This window comes from Salipiger marinus, from assembly GCF_035481585.1.
In the GTDB taxonomy this organism is placed as follows: domain Bacteria; phylum Pseudomonadota; class Alphaproteobacteria; order Rhodobacterales; family Rhodobacteraceae; genus Salipiger; species Salipiger marinus.
Window position 1 is genome coordinate 72,431 of record NZ_JAYKSL010000018.1, and the last position, 13,787, is coordinate 86,217.

At 67.7% G+C, this 13,787-nt stretch carries 10 protein-coding genes and 4 tRNA genes; 2 read left to right on the forward strand and 12 right to left on the reverse strand.

Going from position 1 to position 13,787, the window contains the following annotated elements:
- Positions 1 to 86 precede the first annotated feature (86 nt).
- Positions 87 to 2,165 carry a TRAP transporter permease gene (locus VK682_RS20230; RefSeq protein ID WP_324782463.1) on the forward strand — a complete coding sequence of 693 codons (2,079 nt, stop codon included), beginning with the start codon at positions 87 to 89 and terminating at the stop codon, positions 2,163 to 2,165.
- Positions 2,166 to 2,590: 425 nt separating this feature from the next.
- Here VK682_RS20230 and hflC read toward each other — a convergent pair whose 3' ends face one another.
- The 4 genes from hflC to rpiA all read right to left on the reverse strand — a co-directional run bounded on the left by hflC (position 2,591) and on the right by rpiA (position 7,236).
- Positions 2,591 to 3,679 (reverse strand): protease modulator HflC, encoded by a 1,089-nt coding sequence (gene hflC, locus VK682_RS20235; protein WP_230797465.1) that lies wholly within the window; start codon positions 3,677 to 3,679, stop codon positions 2,591 to 2,593.
- Between the two features lie 3 nt (positions 3,680 to 3,682).
- On the reverse strand, positions 3,683 to 4,840 hold the full coding sequence (gene hflK / locus VK682_RS20240) for an FtsH protease activity modulator HflK (protein ID WP_230797466.1): 1,158 nt from the start codon (positions 4,838 to 4,840) through the stop codon (positions 3,683 to 3,685).
- A 67-nt stretch (positions 4,841 to 4,907) separates the two neighbouring features.
- Positions 4,908 to 6,365, reverse strand: a complete 1,458-nt coding sequence (locus VK682_RS20245) for an FAD-dependent oxidoreductase (protein ID WP_230797467.1) — start codon at positions 6,363 to 6,365, stop codon at positions 4,908 to 4,910.
- Between the two features lie 88 nt (positions 6,366 to 6,453).
- On the reverse strand, positions 6,454 to 7,236 hold the full coding sequence (rpiA, locus tag VK682_RS20250; protein ID WP_230797468.1) for a ribose-5-phosphate isomerase RpiA: 783 nt from the start codon (positions 7,234 to 7,236) through the stop codon (positions 6,454 to 6,456).
- Positions 7,237 to 7,547: 311 nt separating this feature from the next.
- Here rpiA and VK682_RS20255 point away from each other — a divergent pair, with 311 nt between their 5' ends.
- Positions 7,548 to 8,921 carry an L-serine ammonia-lyase gene (locus tag VK682_RS20255; RefSeq protein ID WP_324782464.1) on the forward strand — a complete coding sequence of 458 codons (1,374 nt, stop codon included), beginning with the start codon at positions 7,548 to 7,550 and terminating at the stop codon, positions 8,919 to 8,921.
- A gap of 96 nt (positions 8,922 to 9,017) precedes the next feature.
- Here the strand turns inward: VK682_RS20255 and VK682_RS20260 are convergent, their stop codons facing one another.
- The 8 genes from VK682_RS20260 to recJ all read right to left on the reverse strand — a co-directional run bounded on the left by VK682_RS20260 (position 9,018) and on the right by recJ (position 13,716).
- Positions 9,018 to 9,533 (reverse strand): GNAT family N-acetyltransferase, encoded by a 516-nt coding sequence (locus VK682_RS20260; RefSeq protein ID WP_230797470.1) that lies wholly within the window; start codon positions 9,531 to 9,533, stop codon positions 9,018 to 9,020.
- Positions 9,530 to 10,108: a helix-turn-helix domain-containing protein gene (locus tag VK682_RS20265; protein WP_230797471.1), complete on the reverse strand. Its 579-nt coding sequence runs from the start codon at positions 10,106 to 10,108 to the stop codon at positions 9,530 to 9,532. Before VK682_RS20265 ends, VK682_RS20260 begins: the two co-directional genes overlap by 4 nt.
- Before the next feature lie 89 nt (positions 10,109 to 10,197).
- Positions 10,198 to 10,974 (reverse strand): IclR family transcriptional regulator, encoded by a 777-nt coding sequence (locus tag VK682_RS20270; protein WP_230797472.1) that lies wholly within the window; start codon positions 10,972 to 10,974, stop codon positions 10,198 to 10,200.
- A gap of 163 nt (positions 10,975 to 11,137) precedes the next feature.
- Positions 11,138 to 11,212, reverse strand: a tRNA-Glu gene (locus VK682_RS20275).
- 134 nt (positions 11,213 to 11,346) lie between these two features.
- Positions 11,347 to 11,421 (reverse strand) — tRNA-Glu (locus VK682_RS20280).
- 134 nt (positions 11,422 to 11,555) lie between these two features.
- Positions 11,556 to 11,630: transfer RNA gene (locus tag VK682_RS20285), tRNA-Glu, on the reverse strand.
- A 134-nt stretch (positions 11,631 to 11,764) separates the two neighbouring features.
- A tRNA-Glu gene (locus VK682_RS20290) sits at positions 11,765 to 11,839 on the reverse strand.
- 113 nt (positions 11,840 to 11,952) lie between these two features.
- Positions 11,953 to 13,716 carry a single-stranded-DNA-specific exonuclease RecJ gene (gene recJ / locus VK682_RS20295; protein ID WP_230797473.1) on the reverse strand — a complete coding sequence of 588 codons (1,764 nt, stop codon included), beginning with the start codon at positions 13,714 to 13,716 and terminating at the stop codon, positions 11,953 to 11,955.
- Positions 13,717 to 13,787: the final 71 nt, after the last annotated feature.

Consider the following 13,787-nt stretch of genomic DNA (forward strand, 5'->3'; position numbering starts at 1 on the left):
CGGCGCGGGATCGATCCTGCGCCGCATGGCTTTTTCAGGGGGTTGCGTCCGGCGCGGCCCCCTTTTGCCCCCCAGGAGAGCAGTGAATGACCGAGGATCGCAGCAAGGACGGCGAGGAAGTCCGTCACCTGACCGCCGAAGAACTGCAGGCGATCGAAGAGGAATTCGACCCGGAACTCCGGTTCCGCAAGCTGGCCAGACCGCTGGCCCTGACCACCGGCGCGGTCCTGTTCCTGCTGTCCTGCTATCACTTCTACACGGCCGGATTCGGCATTCCTCAGGCGACGGTGCATCGCGGGCTGCATCTGGGCCTGACGCTGCTGGTCGTGTTCCTGAGCTTCTCTGCCTTCGGCAAGCAGGAGCATGTCAGCAGCGGGCGCGCGCCCTTCGGCCTGCCGCTTCTTGACTGGGTGCTTGCCATCGCGGGCATCATCAGCGCGCTTTACGTTCCGTGGATCTACAGCGAACTGGCCTTCCGGGTCGGCAATCCGCTGCCCATCGACGTGGTGATGGGGACGATCCTGATCGTGGTGCTGCTGGAGGCCGTGCGGCGCTCCATGGGCTGGCCGCTGCCGGTGATCGCGCTGCTGTTCATCGCCTATGCCTATTTCGGGCAGGCCATGCCGGGGATCCTCGTCCATCCCGGCGCCAGCTGGTCGAACATCGTCAACCACCTATACCTGACCTCGCAGGGCATCTACGGCACAGCACTTGGCGTGATCGCCACTTACGTGTTCCATTTCGTGCTGTTCGGCGTGATGGCGACGCGGATCGGCCTTGGCCAGCTTTTCATCGACATCGCCTCCGCCTTGGCCGGACGCTACGCGGGCGGCCCGGCCAAGGTGTCGGTGCTGTCCTCCGCCCTGCTCGGCTCGATTTCCGGATCCTCCATCGCCAACACCGTGACCACCGGCGCCCTGACCATCCCCGCGATGATCCGCGTCGGCTATCCGCGCCACTTCGCCGCCGCGGTCGAGGCCGCCGCCTCGACCGGCGGGCAGATCACGCCCCCGGTCATGGGCGCGGTCGCCTTCCTGATGATCGAATATCTTGGCGTTCCCCTGACCACGATCCTGACCGCGGCACTTGTGCCCGCCTTCATGCATTTCTTTGGCGTGCTGGTGCAGGTTCACCTTGAAGCGCGGCGTCTTGGCCTGCGTGGTCTCTCGGCGGACGAGCTTCCGAACGCGTGGAAGGTGCTGAAGGCAGGCTGGCTGTCCGTCCTGCCGCTAGTCATCCTCGTCGCGGTGCTGCTGTCGGGCCGCACGCCCTTTGCCGCCGCCTTCTACTCGATCACCGCCTGTATCCTCGTGCTTGCGATCCAGCAGGTGCAGGCCTCGGGCCTTGCCGACGGCCTCAAGGGCACCGTGACCGGCATCGTCGAAGGCTTCATCCTTGGCGCCAAGCAGTCACTGTCGGTGACCGCCGCCGCGGCGCTTGTCGGCGTCGTGATCGGCATCGTCACCCTGACCGGCGTGGGCTTCAAGATCGCCTATATGGTGACAAGCATCGCGCAGGGCTGGGCCACCTCGCTGCATGACACGCTGGCCTTCCTGCCTTTCGAGCTGATGACCGTCGCCTCGCTGACGCTGCTGTTCACCCTGATCCTGACCGCAATCGTCTGCATCCTGATGGGCTGCGGCATCCCCACCACAGCGAATTACATCATCATGGTGGCGGTCGCGGCACCGATCCTTGGCATGCTGGGCGTGCAGCCGATGGTCGCGCATTACTTCGTGTTCTACTACGGGGTGCTGGCGGATGTGACACCCCCCGTGGCGATGGCCGCCTATGCCGGTGCGGGGATCGCGGGGGCGAATGCCTTCAAGGCCGGGAACACGGCGTTCCGGCTGAGCATGGGCAAGGCGCTGGTGCCCTTCGTCTTTGCCTTCCAGCCCGCGCTGCTGCTCGTGACCGACGGCTTCACATGGGAGGCCTTCGCGCTGGCCTTCAGCGGCGCCATCCTCGGGATCTGGGTTCTGGCCTCTGCGGTGTCTAGCTGGCTTTTCGCCCCGCTTTACTGGTTCGAACGCATCGTGCTGGTCTTCGCCGCAATCCTGCTGGTCGCGCCGAACCTGACCTCTACGGCCATCGGCCTGCTGCTGGTGGTCCCGATCGCCCTGCGCCAGCTGATCCCGAAGTGGCGCGGCCCGACGACGGCCTGACCTTGGCGAAGCCGCGCGTCCGTCAGAACCACGCGCGGTGCCATGGCCCGACCGGGCGACCCCCGGTCGGGCCCCCTCTGATCCCGCAGACCGGCTCTTGCTGCGGGATCAGGCCCGAACGCCGGACGGGCAGCTCCGCCTCGTGAAGTCCCGACCGCGCCGCTGCGACGGCAGGACCAAGACCGGCAGGCGGGCAAGGATGAACAGCGCGCCAAATCCCGCGGCAGCAGCGTCGTCCCCCCCCTATGCCCCTGCAACGACCCAGTTGCGCCACAGCGTCTGGTGGCGGGAGGGGCGTTCGGTTTCCCGCCCGCGACATCGAGGGCACCTCATGCCGTCAGGACTGACGCTGTGGGGGAACGTCACGCAAAAAGGGCCGGTCTTTCGACCGGCCCTTGTCGTTTGTCCTCGCGCGTGGTGCGGGGTCAGTTGCTGCCGGGCGTGACCGGGGTGGCGGGCTCGGCTTCGGGGCTGTCCGCTGCCGGGGCCTCCTCTGCCGGGGCTGCCTCGGTCTGCGGTTCTGCTGCCGGGGCTGCCGGGGCTGCCGGGGTCTGCTCCGCCGGCGTCTCTGCTGCCGGAGCGTCTTCGGCCGGAGCTTCCGCTGCCGGAGCTTCCTCCGCCGCGGCGGCGGTGGGGATTCCCTGCGAGCCTTGGCTCTTGAAATACTCGAAGAACTCGCCATCCGGGGTCATGACCAGCGAGGAGTTGCCCTGCCCCAGCGCCGTCTCATAGGCCTGCAGCGAGCGGTAGAAGCCAAAGAACTCCTGATCCGCGCCATAGGCTTCGGCGAAGATGCCGTTACGTTCGGCATCGGCCTCACCGCGGATGATGTCGGCGTCGCGGCTGGCGGCGGACTGGGTTTCCACCACGGTCCGGTCGGCCAGAGCCCGCACCCGCTGCGCGGCCTCGTTGCCGCGGGCGATCTCGTCCGCCGCTTCCCGTTCACGCTCGGCGCGCATCCGGGCAAAGGTGGCTTCAAGGTTCTGCGACGGCAGGTTGGTCTGCTTCAGCCGCACGTCCACCACATCGAGCCCCAGCGACAGCGCCTGTGCGCGGGCCTGATCGCGGATGCGGTTGGTCAGGATGCGGCGGTCAGTCGACAGGATCACGTCCGACGTCACCTGATCCGCACCCAGAACCTCGCGGATCTGCGCGTTCAGGATGCCCTGCAGCCGGTCCTCTGCGGTGCGGACCCCGCCCAGACCCACGGCCTGACGGAACTGCACCACATCGGCGATGCGGTAGCGGGCGAAGGCGTCGACCACCAGACGGCGGTCATCCGAGGGCGTCACCTCGATGGTTTCGGTGTCAAGCGACAGGATGCGGTCGTCATATTTCACCACCTCCTGAATGACCGGGATCTTGAAGCCAAGCCCCGGGCTTTCCTTGACGGAGCGGATCTGGCCGAACTGCATGACCAGCGCCTTTTCGCGCTCGTCCACCACAAAGATCGAGGACATGGCGACGATGGCCAGAACAACGATCGCGGGCAGGATGAAGGTCGTCTTGCGCATGGCTCAGTTCCCCCCTGCGGTGCTGCGGTTCAGCTGGTTCAGCGGCAGGTAAGGCACCACGCCACCGCCCTGCGCGCCGCCGGTCACACCCTGATCGAGGATGGTCTTGTCGACCCCGCCCAGCACCCGTTCCATCGTCTCCAGATAGAGACGGCGGCGGGTGACTTCGGGCGCCTTGGCGTATTCCGCCAGCACGGCGGAGAAGCGCGACGCCTCACCCAGCGCCTCGTTGACGACCTGCGCGCGATAGCCTTCGGACTCTTCGCGGATCTGCGCGGCCTGACCACGGGCCTCGGCCACGACGCGGTTGGCATAGGCATCGGCCTGACGTTCCAGCCGGTCGCGTTCCTGTTCGGCGGCCTGCACTTCGCGGAAGGCGTCGATCACTTCGCGGGGCGGGTCGGCGGTATCAAGGTTGATCCGCACGATGGTGATGCCGCTTTCATACTCGTCCAGCGTCTGCTGGATTTCCTGCCGCGCGGTGTCGGCGATGATGCCCCGGTCGCGGTTGAGGATCGGCGCGAGGTTCGACGCCGCGATGATCTCGCGCATCACCGCCTCGGAGACGGCCTGCACGGTCAGCTGCGGATCGCGGATGTTGAACAGCACCTTGGCGGGATCGTTGATGTTCCAGACCACCTGAAACTCGATGTCCACGATATTGGCATCGGTGGTCAGCATCAGCCCTTCGGACCCGTTGGCCCGGCCTCCGCCAATGGTTTCGGTCCGTTCGGAGGTGACGTTGACCACCTCATGCGTGACGAACGGCCAAGGCGCAAAATTCAGGCCCGGCGAGCCGGTCGAGGAATAGCTGCCAAGGAACAGTTCCACCGACTGCTCTTCCGGGCGCACGGTGTAAAAGCTGAGCGCCGCCCAGACCCCCGCCGCGACCAGCGCGCCGACGATGATCGTGCCGCGCGTCAGTTTCGGGCCGCCGGAGAACCCGCCGCCCGAACCGCTGCCGCCGCCGTTATTGGCACCACCGCCGCGCCCGCCCATGAGCACGCGCAGCCGTTCCTGCCCCTTTTTCATCAGTTCGTCGATCTCGGGGATCTGCGGATCTTCCGGGCGCTTGCCGCCGCCTCCGCCTCCGCCGGGGGGACGACCGTTGCCGCCCCTGTTACCACCGCCGCCCCAAGGGCCGCCGCCGTGTCCTGCCATGAACTCTCTTCCCTCTGAATATCGTCCCTGTGTGTCCACTTCCAACCTGTGCATTCGCACAGGATTTTCAAGCGGTGCGAACGGGTTTGCGCAGGGTCACGATCTCTTCGGCCATGGTCGGATGCACCGCCACGGTCCGGTCGAAATCCTCCTTGGTCGCGCCCATCTTTACGGCGATCCCGGCGAGCTGGATCATTTCCCCCGCATTGGGCGCGACGATATGGCACCCCAGCACCCGCCGGCTGTCCTGTGCCACCACCAGCTTCATCATCACCCGGTCGGGGCGTCCGGCAAAGGCGGTCTGCATGGGCCGGAACGAGGTCACATAGACCTCGATGGGCTCCTGCTCCGCCGCCTGTTCCTCCGACAGGCCCACCGTGCCGAATTCCGGCTGGGTGAACACCGCCGAGGGGATCAGGTCGTGATCCACCGGCGTGGGGTTGCCCCGGAACACCGTCTCGACAAAGGCCATGCCCTCGCGGATGGCCACCGGCGTCAGGTTGACCCGGTCGGTCACGTCGCCGATGGCATAGACCGAAGGCACGCTGGTCTGGCTGAACTTGTCCACCTCGATCTGGCCCCGGCGGCCCAGCGTCACGCCAGCCTCGGTTAGCCCCATCTCGGCAGTGTTGGGCACGCGGCCCGTGGCGAACAGCACCTGATCGAAGACATGCGTGTTGCCGTTGGTGGCCTTGACCCAGACCGGACCGTCGCCCGGACGTCCGCCGCTGTGATCGGCGGTCATGTCCTGCAGCGCCGCGCCCATGGGAATGTCGCCATCCTGCGCGCCGTCATGATCCTGTGCGGTGGCGCGGCGCATCTCGACGATGTCGGTGCCGCAATGCAGATGGATCCCCTGATCCACCATGCTTTCCGCGATCAGCCCGCGCGCTTCCTCGTCAAAGCCGCGCAGGATCTGGGCGCCGCGGTAATACTGCGTCACCTCCACGCCCAGCCCGTTGAGAATGCAGGCGAATTCGCAGGCGATATAGCCGCCGCCCACGATCAGGATGGATTTCGGCAGGTTTTCCAGATGAAAGATGTCATCCGAGACCAGCCCAAGTTCGGCATTGGCGATCTCGGGGCGCAGCGGGCGCCCGCCGGTGGCGACAAGGATGTGCTTGGCGCGCACCGTCTCGCCGGTGGACAGCGCCACCGTATGCGCATCCACCAGCCGCGCCCGCGCGTCATAGGTGGTGACCCCGGCAGAGGCCAGAAGCTTGCGATAGATGCCTTCCAGCCGGTCCAGTTCGGAGGTCAGCCGCTCGCGGAAGCGCGGCCAGTCAAAGCTGCCTTCGCTCATCTCCCAGCCATAGCCGCGCGCATCCTCGGCGACATGGGCATATTCCGAGGCGAAGACCATCAGCTTCTTGGGCACGCAGCCACGGATCACGCAGGTGCCGCCATAACGGTCCTCTTCGGCCAGCGCCACCTTGGCGCCCGCCTCTCCCGCCGCGACACGGGCCGCGCGCACGCCGCCCGATCCGCCGCCGATGACAAAAAGATCGTAGTCGAAATCGCTCATGATCCACCCTCGTCCGGTTGCGCGGAAGGTAGACCACACAGACCCGCCGATGACCAGACCGCAGCGCCGTCAAACCCGGCGCAGGCGCTCAGAGATCGGTGAAAAGATTGTCGCTTTCGTCCAGATCGATCCGCTCTTCGGAGCTGCTGCCGCCGGTGATGTCGCGCAGTTCCACCCGGCCGTCGCCATGGCCGATCACCACCCGGTCGCAGATGTCGATGAACAGACCGTTTTCCACCACGCCGGGGATCTGGTTCAGCATCAGGGCCAGTTCGCGGGCATTGCCGATCCGGTTCAGATGCAGATCAAGAATGTGGTTGCCCTCGTCGGTGACAAAGGGCTTGGCGCCGTTCATGCGCAGGCTGGTCCGGCGCCCCAGCACGTCCAGCGACACCAGCGCCTCTTCCAGCAGGGCCTGCGTGGCGCTCTGGCCAAAGGCGATCACCTCCACCGGCAGCGGGAAGGCGCCCAGCGTCTCCACCTGCTTGGCGGCATCGGCGATCACCACCATCTGGTCCGATGCGGTGGCCACGATCTTTTCCTGCAGCAGCGCGCCGCCGCCCCCCTTGATGAGGTTCAGCTCGCCATCGATCTCGTCGGCGCCATCGATGGTGAGATCAAGCCAGCCCGCCTCTTCCAGCGAAATCACCTCGATCCCCAGCTCCCGCGCCAGCTGCGCGGTGCGGGTGGAGGTGGGCACGCCGCGAAACCGCAGGCCCTCCTTGCGGACCCGCTCGCCCAGACAGCGCACCAGCCATGCGGCGGTGGATCCGGTGCCAAGCCCCACGCGCATGCCATCCTCGACAAACTCCGCGGCGCGTTTTGCGGCCACGAACTTGGCCTTGTCGATGGGCGAAAGCTCTCCGGTCATGCGCATGATCCCCTGTTCTGACGGCCCCCGCCCTATAGGCAAAAACCCCTGCGGGCGCGAGCGGAAATTGCGCGCCCTCCTGCTTCTTCTTGGCGGAAATATCCCGGGGGGAGCCCGCCCCGGCGGGCGGGGGGCAGCGCCCCCCTTCTGCCCCTGAGCCGCCCGCGATCCCGGCGGTGCCGGGCGAAGGTCTGCAATCTGGCGGGAAATGCCGCTTTTGGCGGGTGACAGCGCGGCGCCACGGCCTAGTCTGCCGCTCAGGCGCGGACCCCGCCGCGCGCCCCAGCCCTCCAGCCCCGGAAAGCCCGCTCATGTTCCTGTCCGTCTTCGAAATGTTCAAGGTCGGCATCGGCCCCTCCTCCTCGCACACCATGGGGCCGATGGTGGCGGCGGCCCGGTTTCTGGACCGGCTGCGCGGCGCGCCCTTTACCGCCCATGGGCTGCGCGCCTCGCTGCACGGATCGCTGGCCTTCACCGGGGTGGGCCATGCCAGCGACCGGGCGACGGTGCTCGGCCTCGCCGGGTTCCGCCCCGACACTTATGATGCCGAGGCGGCGGAAGAGTCCCTGACCCGGATCCGCAGCGATCACCGCGTGACGCCGCAGGGGCTGGCGCCGCTGGCCTTCGATCCGGCCCGCGACCTGCGCTTTGACTATGACCGCAGCCTGCCCGGTCATGCCAATGGCATGATCCTGAGCGCGGTGGATGCCGAAGGCGACGTGATCCTGCAGGAGATCTATTATTCCGTCGGCGGCGGCTTCGTGCTGACCGAGGCGGAACTGGCGCAGGGCAAGGACAGCGATCAGGGCCCGCCCGTGCCCTTTCCCTTCCAGAGCGCGGCGCAGATGCTGGAGATGGCGGCGCGTTCGGGGCTGAGCATCGCCGAGATGAAGCGGCGCAACGAACTGTCCCGCCGCCCCAAGGCAGAACTGGACGAGGAGCTGGCCCGGCTCTGGCAGGTGATGGCGGACTGTCTGGAGCGCGGACTGCAGGGCGAAGGCATCCTGCCCGGCGGGCTGAAGGTGCGCCGCCGCGCCGGACCGATCCACGCGCAGCTTCAGGCCGAACGCGGACGCAACCTGACCGCGCCGCATGTGATCAATGACTGGATGAGCTGCTTTGCCATGGCGGTGAACGAAGAAAACGCCGCCGGCGGACAGGTGGTGACCGCCCCCACCAATGGCGCCGCCGGGGTGATCCCGGCGGTGATCCGCTACTGGCTGGATTTTGTGCCGGGTGCGGCGCCCGCGAAAGTGCCGGAATTCCTGCTGACCGCAGCGGCGATCGGCGGGCTGGTGAAATACAACGCCTCGATTTCCGGGGCGGAGGCGGGCTGTCAGGCCGAGGTGGGATCGGCGGCGGCGATGGCGGCGGCAGGGCTCTGCGCGGTGCTGGGCGGCACGCCCGAGCAGATCGAGAACGCGGCGGAAATCGCGCTGGAGCATCATCTGGGCATGACCTGCGATCCGGTGGCGGGGCTGGTGCAGGTGCCCTGCATCGAACGCAACGGGTTGGGTGCGATCAAGGCGGTGTCGGCGGCGTCGCTGTCGCTGCGCGGCGACGGCCAGCATCTGGTGTCGCTGGATGCCTGCATCGAGACCATGCGCCAGACCGGCCGCGACATGGGTCATGAATACAAGGAAACCTCGCTGGGCGGGCTCGCCGTCAACGTCCCCAATTGTTAAGCGGCGCCCGTCCGGGTGCCCCGGCCGGGCCGGTGCCCGTCTCGCCGGGCGCAGCCGCGCCCGGCTCGGCGCCCGTGGCGGGCCTGACGCCAAAGATCAGAGGTCGAGATACATGAAGGTGGTGGCATCGCGCCGCGCCGTGCCTTCGGGGGCCAGCGCATAGCCGGGGATTTCCCCCGCGACGCGGAAGCCGCAGCTGGCGTAAAGCGCCTGCGACGGATCGCCGGAACGGGTGTCGAGCGTGATCAGCGACCTCCCCTCCGCCTCTGCCGCCTGCAGCAGTGCCGCCATCAGCGCCCGCCCCAGCCCGCGGCGGCGGAACTCCGGATGGACCAGCATCTTGGACACCTCGGCGCGGTGGCGCTGGTTGGGCATGCCCGCCAGCGCCAGCGACACCGTGCCCACCAGCCGCCCCTCGGCGAAGGCGCCCCAGAGCTGCCGCTCGCCGCTGGTGATACCGGGCAGCAGCCCCTGCCAGAAGGTTCTGGCCTCGGTTTCGGGAAACGGCAGGACAAAGCCCACGCTCGCCCCGTCGGCGACACAGGCGGCCAGCACCCATGACAGGGCGTCGAGATGGGCGGGCGCCTCGGCGGCGGAAATCGCGCGGATCATGGCGCCACCAGCACGAGGATGTAGCGCGCCACAGCGCCGCTGCCCGCCACAAAGCGGGTCGGCCCCGAAAGCCGGTAGCGCAGGCTGTCGCCCGGATCCAGATCGTGGCGGGTGCCGTCCACCTCCACCATCAGGGTGCCGGACAGCATCAGCAGGTGATGCTCCATGCCCGGCACGGCGGCGGCGGGATAGGCGATGCAGGCGCCCGGATCCAGTTCGCAGTCCAGCACCTCTGCCGCCAGCAGCCGCCCCCCCGGCGAGGCGACGCGGCGCAGGAACCCGGTGTCACGGTCGCGCCAGACCGGCTGGTCGGCGCGGCGCAGATGCGCGGTAAATCCCTCCTCGACCATGGCCATGAGCCGCGACATGCTGAGCCCGTAGGCATGGCAGAGCCGCCCCAGCGCCTCTGCTGTCGGGCTGACCTCGGCCTTCTCGAACCGCGAGAGCGCGGCTCGCGACAGCCCCGAGGCCTCGGCCAGCGCATCCAGTGTCAGGCCACGGTCGCTGCGCAGCGCCGCAAGCCGCTGCGCCAGCCTCTGGGTCATGTCCTCTGTCATCACGGCGGTGTCTGTCATCACTTTCTCCATATCGGGAATGATTCCCTGTTTAGGGATAAGCCTGCCAGAAACCTGCCGCGATGCAAGCCCCGCCTGCGACAGATGCTTCAGCCGCGCGCGCCTGCGCCCATCCTGCGCGACAGATCCGCCGCCATCTCGACCAGCGCCTGACGCGAGGCATCGGGCCCCACGGTCGAGGTGCCGGAGAGCCGGGTGATGAAGGGGATCGTCACCGCCGCCGCCACCCGGCCCGAGAAATCGAAGACCGGCGCCGAGAGATTATGCACGCCTGCGATGGTCAGCGAGGGGCTTTCGCAATAGCCCGCCGCCCGCACCCCGGGCAGATCCGCCAGAAACCCCGCGCGCCGGGCTTCGGGTTCGGCCATTTCCGCCAGCAGCCGGTCCAGCGCGGGCGGCGCCATCCACGCCGCCAGCACCCGGCCCGAGGCGGTATCCGCCACCGGAACCTGCGCCCCCAGCCGCACCGAGGTGAGGTGATTGTCCGGGCAGTCGACCTGCGCCACCACCAGCACCCGGCCCGAATGCAGGATGGCCAGATGCATCGACTGGTTGAGCGCATCCGCCAGTTTCTGCATCGCCTCGCCCGCGATGGCGGTCAGCCGCCGCATCGGCGGGTGGCGATGCGCCACCTCGAACATCTTGGTGGACAGGTGATAGCGGTCATCCCCCTCTCCCAGCTCCACATAGCCGCGCTGGCGCAGCACCATGAGCATGCGGAAGATTTCGGGCGTGGTGCGGCCCAGCGTCTTGGCGATGTCCACCTGCGTCAGCCCCTCCGCGCCGGAGGCGAGCAGTTCGAGAATGTCCAAACCCTTGGACAGCGCCGGGGCGCGATACTTGTCATCGTCACTGGTGTCGGTCATCGCGCGGTGCGCCCTTCCTGTCTTGCCTGTCGCAACCCGTCTTTTAGGCGGTCAGGAGAGGGCGGAAAAGCGGGATCGCGGAAGGCACGCACGGCGTCCGGCAGGACAGGAAAGGCCGCAGCGTGGCTGTGTCTGGGGGGTATCTGGGGAATTTCAGAGAAAATGGCAGCCCGTAGGGGAATCGAACCCCTCTTTCCAGGTTGAAAACCTGGCGTCCTAACCGATAGACGAACGGGCCAAGCAGACGTTGCGCCGCAGTCCTGCCGATGTGACAGGGTCCGTGGCGAGGGTCGTGTGCGAACCTCTGATCCCAGATGGCACTGGAACTGCCTCTGATTTCCGGCCCGACACAAGGTCTTGGCAGGAAACCAGTGGCAGCCCGTAGGGGAATCGAACCCCTCTTTCCAGGTTGAAAACCTGGCGTCCTAACCGATAGACGAACGGGCCAAGCAGACGTTGCGCCGCAGTCCTGCCGATGTGACAGGGTCCGTGGCGAGGGTCGTGTGCGAACCTCTGATCCCAGATGGCACTGGAACTGCCTCTGATTTCCGGCCCGACACAAGGTCTTGGCAGGAAACCAGTGGCAGCCCGTAGGGGAATCGAACCCCTCTTTCCAGGTTGAAAACCTGGCGTCCTAACCGATAGACGAACGGGCCAAGCAGACGTTGCGCCGCAGTCCTGCCGATGTGACAGGGTCCGTGGCGAGGGTCGTGTGCGAACCTCTGATCCCAGATGGCACTGGAACTGCCTCTGATTTCCGGCCCGACACAAGGTCTTGGCAGGAAACCAGTGGCAGCCCGTAGGGGAATCGAACCCCTCTTTCCAGGTTGAAAACCTGGCGTCCTAACCGATAGACGAACGGGCCGTGCTGGCTGGTGAGGGGCGTTCTAAGCAAAGCACGGCGGCCATGCAAGCGGAATTTTCGCCAAAACGCAGCTTCTGCAACATTTTCTTGAACGCTGCAAAAGCCACGCAAAATCAGCGAGTTGCCGATCCCGGCTCCAAGCTGGGCGCGGCATCTTCAAGGCGCAGCTGCACGGTTCTGCGACCGTTCCATTCGTTGATCTCCAGCCGTCCGGCCATGTGGAATCGCGCGCCCCTGTGATCGGTCAGCGCGGCCCCCAGCGGGCTGTCGAAGGCGTTGAAACAGATCGCCTCCAGCTTGGCGCCCAGCCCGTCGCCAAGGCTCAGCTTCAGATGGCCGGTGCCGACCTTCTTGACGAAGCCCAGCTGCACGTCCGGCAGGGCGAAGCGCGGACCGGAGGCCCCCGCGCCATAGGGCCCGGCCTGATCCAGCCGGTCGCAAAGCTCGCTGCTGGCGGCCCCGGGCATCAGCATGCCGTCGACCCGCAGATCTGCGGCGCCGCCCTGCCCCGCGCCCTGCTTGGCCAAAAGATCGGCCAGCCGCGCCATCGCGGCCTCCAGCTGGTCGGTGGCCACGGTCAGCCCCGCCGCCATCTTGTGCCCGCCGCCTTTCAGCAGCAGGCCTTCGGTGGCCAGCCGGTGGATGCTGGCGCCCAGATCCACCCCCGAGACGGAGCGGCCCGACCCCTTGCCCTCGGCCCCGTCCAGCCCGATGACCACGGCGGGGCGGTTGGTCAGTTCCTTGAGGCGCGAGGCCACGATGCCCACCACGCCGGGATGCCAGCCCTCGCCCGCCGCCCAGACCAGCGGCGCATCCAGCCCCCGCGCCTCGGCCTGCGCCACGGCGGCGGCACGCACCGCCTCCTCGACCTCGCGGCGTTCGGTGTTGAGCCTGTCCAGCCGTTCGGCAAGCGCTTCGGCCTCGTGGCGGTCGCGGGTGGCCAGCAGGCGCGCGCCCAGATCGGCCTGTCCGATGCGCCCGCCCGCATTGATGCGCGGCCCCAGCACATAGCCCAGATGATAGGCGCTTGGCGCGGTATCAAGCCGGGCCACATCCGACAGCGCCACCAGACCGGGGCGGGCGCGGCGGGCCATCACCTGCAGCCCCTGCCGCACCAGCGCGCGGTTCACCCCGCGCAGCGGCGCCACATCGGCCACCGTGGCCAGCGCCACCAGATCGAGCATCGCCATCAGATCGGGCCCGCGCTGCCCCGCCTCGCGCAGCAGCCGGCCGCACTCGACCAGACACAGGAACACCACGCCCGCCGCGCAAAGATGGGCCAGCGCGCCATCCTCGTCCTGCCGGTTGGGGTTCACCACCGCCAGACAGTCCGGCAGGGTCTCGCCGCCAAGGTGATGGTCCAGCACCACCACATCGGCGCCTTTCGCGGCGGCGATGGGATCATGGGACAGCGTGCCGCAATCGACGCAGACGATCAGGTCATGGTCGCGCGCCAGCTTTTCCATCGCGGGCACGTTGGGGCCATAACCTTCGTCGATGCGGTCGGGGATATACAGCGTGGCGCCATGGCCCATCTGCTGGATCCAGTCCAGCAGCAGCGCGGCAGAGGCGCCGCCATCCACGTCATAATCGGCAAAGACCGCGATCCGCTCGCGCCGCGTCACCGCCTGCAGGATCCGCGCCGCGGCCTTGTCCATGTCGCGCAGGCTGCGCGGATCGGGCAGCAGGTCGCGCAGTTTCGGGTCCAGAAAGCCGGGCACCTCGGGGGCGGCCACGCCCAGCCGGGCCAGCACCTGACAGAGCGGGCGGGGCAGATGGGTGGCCTGCGCCAGCGCCTCGGCCTGCCGTTCGCATTCCACGTCCGGACCGATCCAGCGACGGCCGGTCAGCGATTGCGCCACTCCGAGATAGCTCATGGTCGTCCTTTCCTCCGGCCAGCGCTCTGCCGGAAAAGAAACCGGCGGCCCCTGTCAGGGACCGCCCTTGT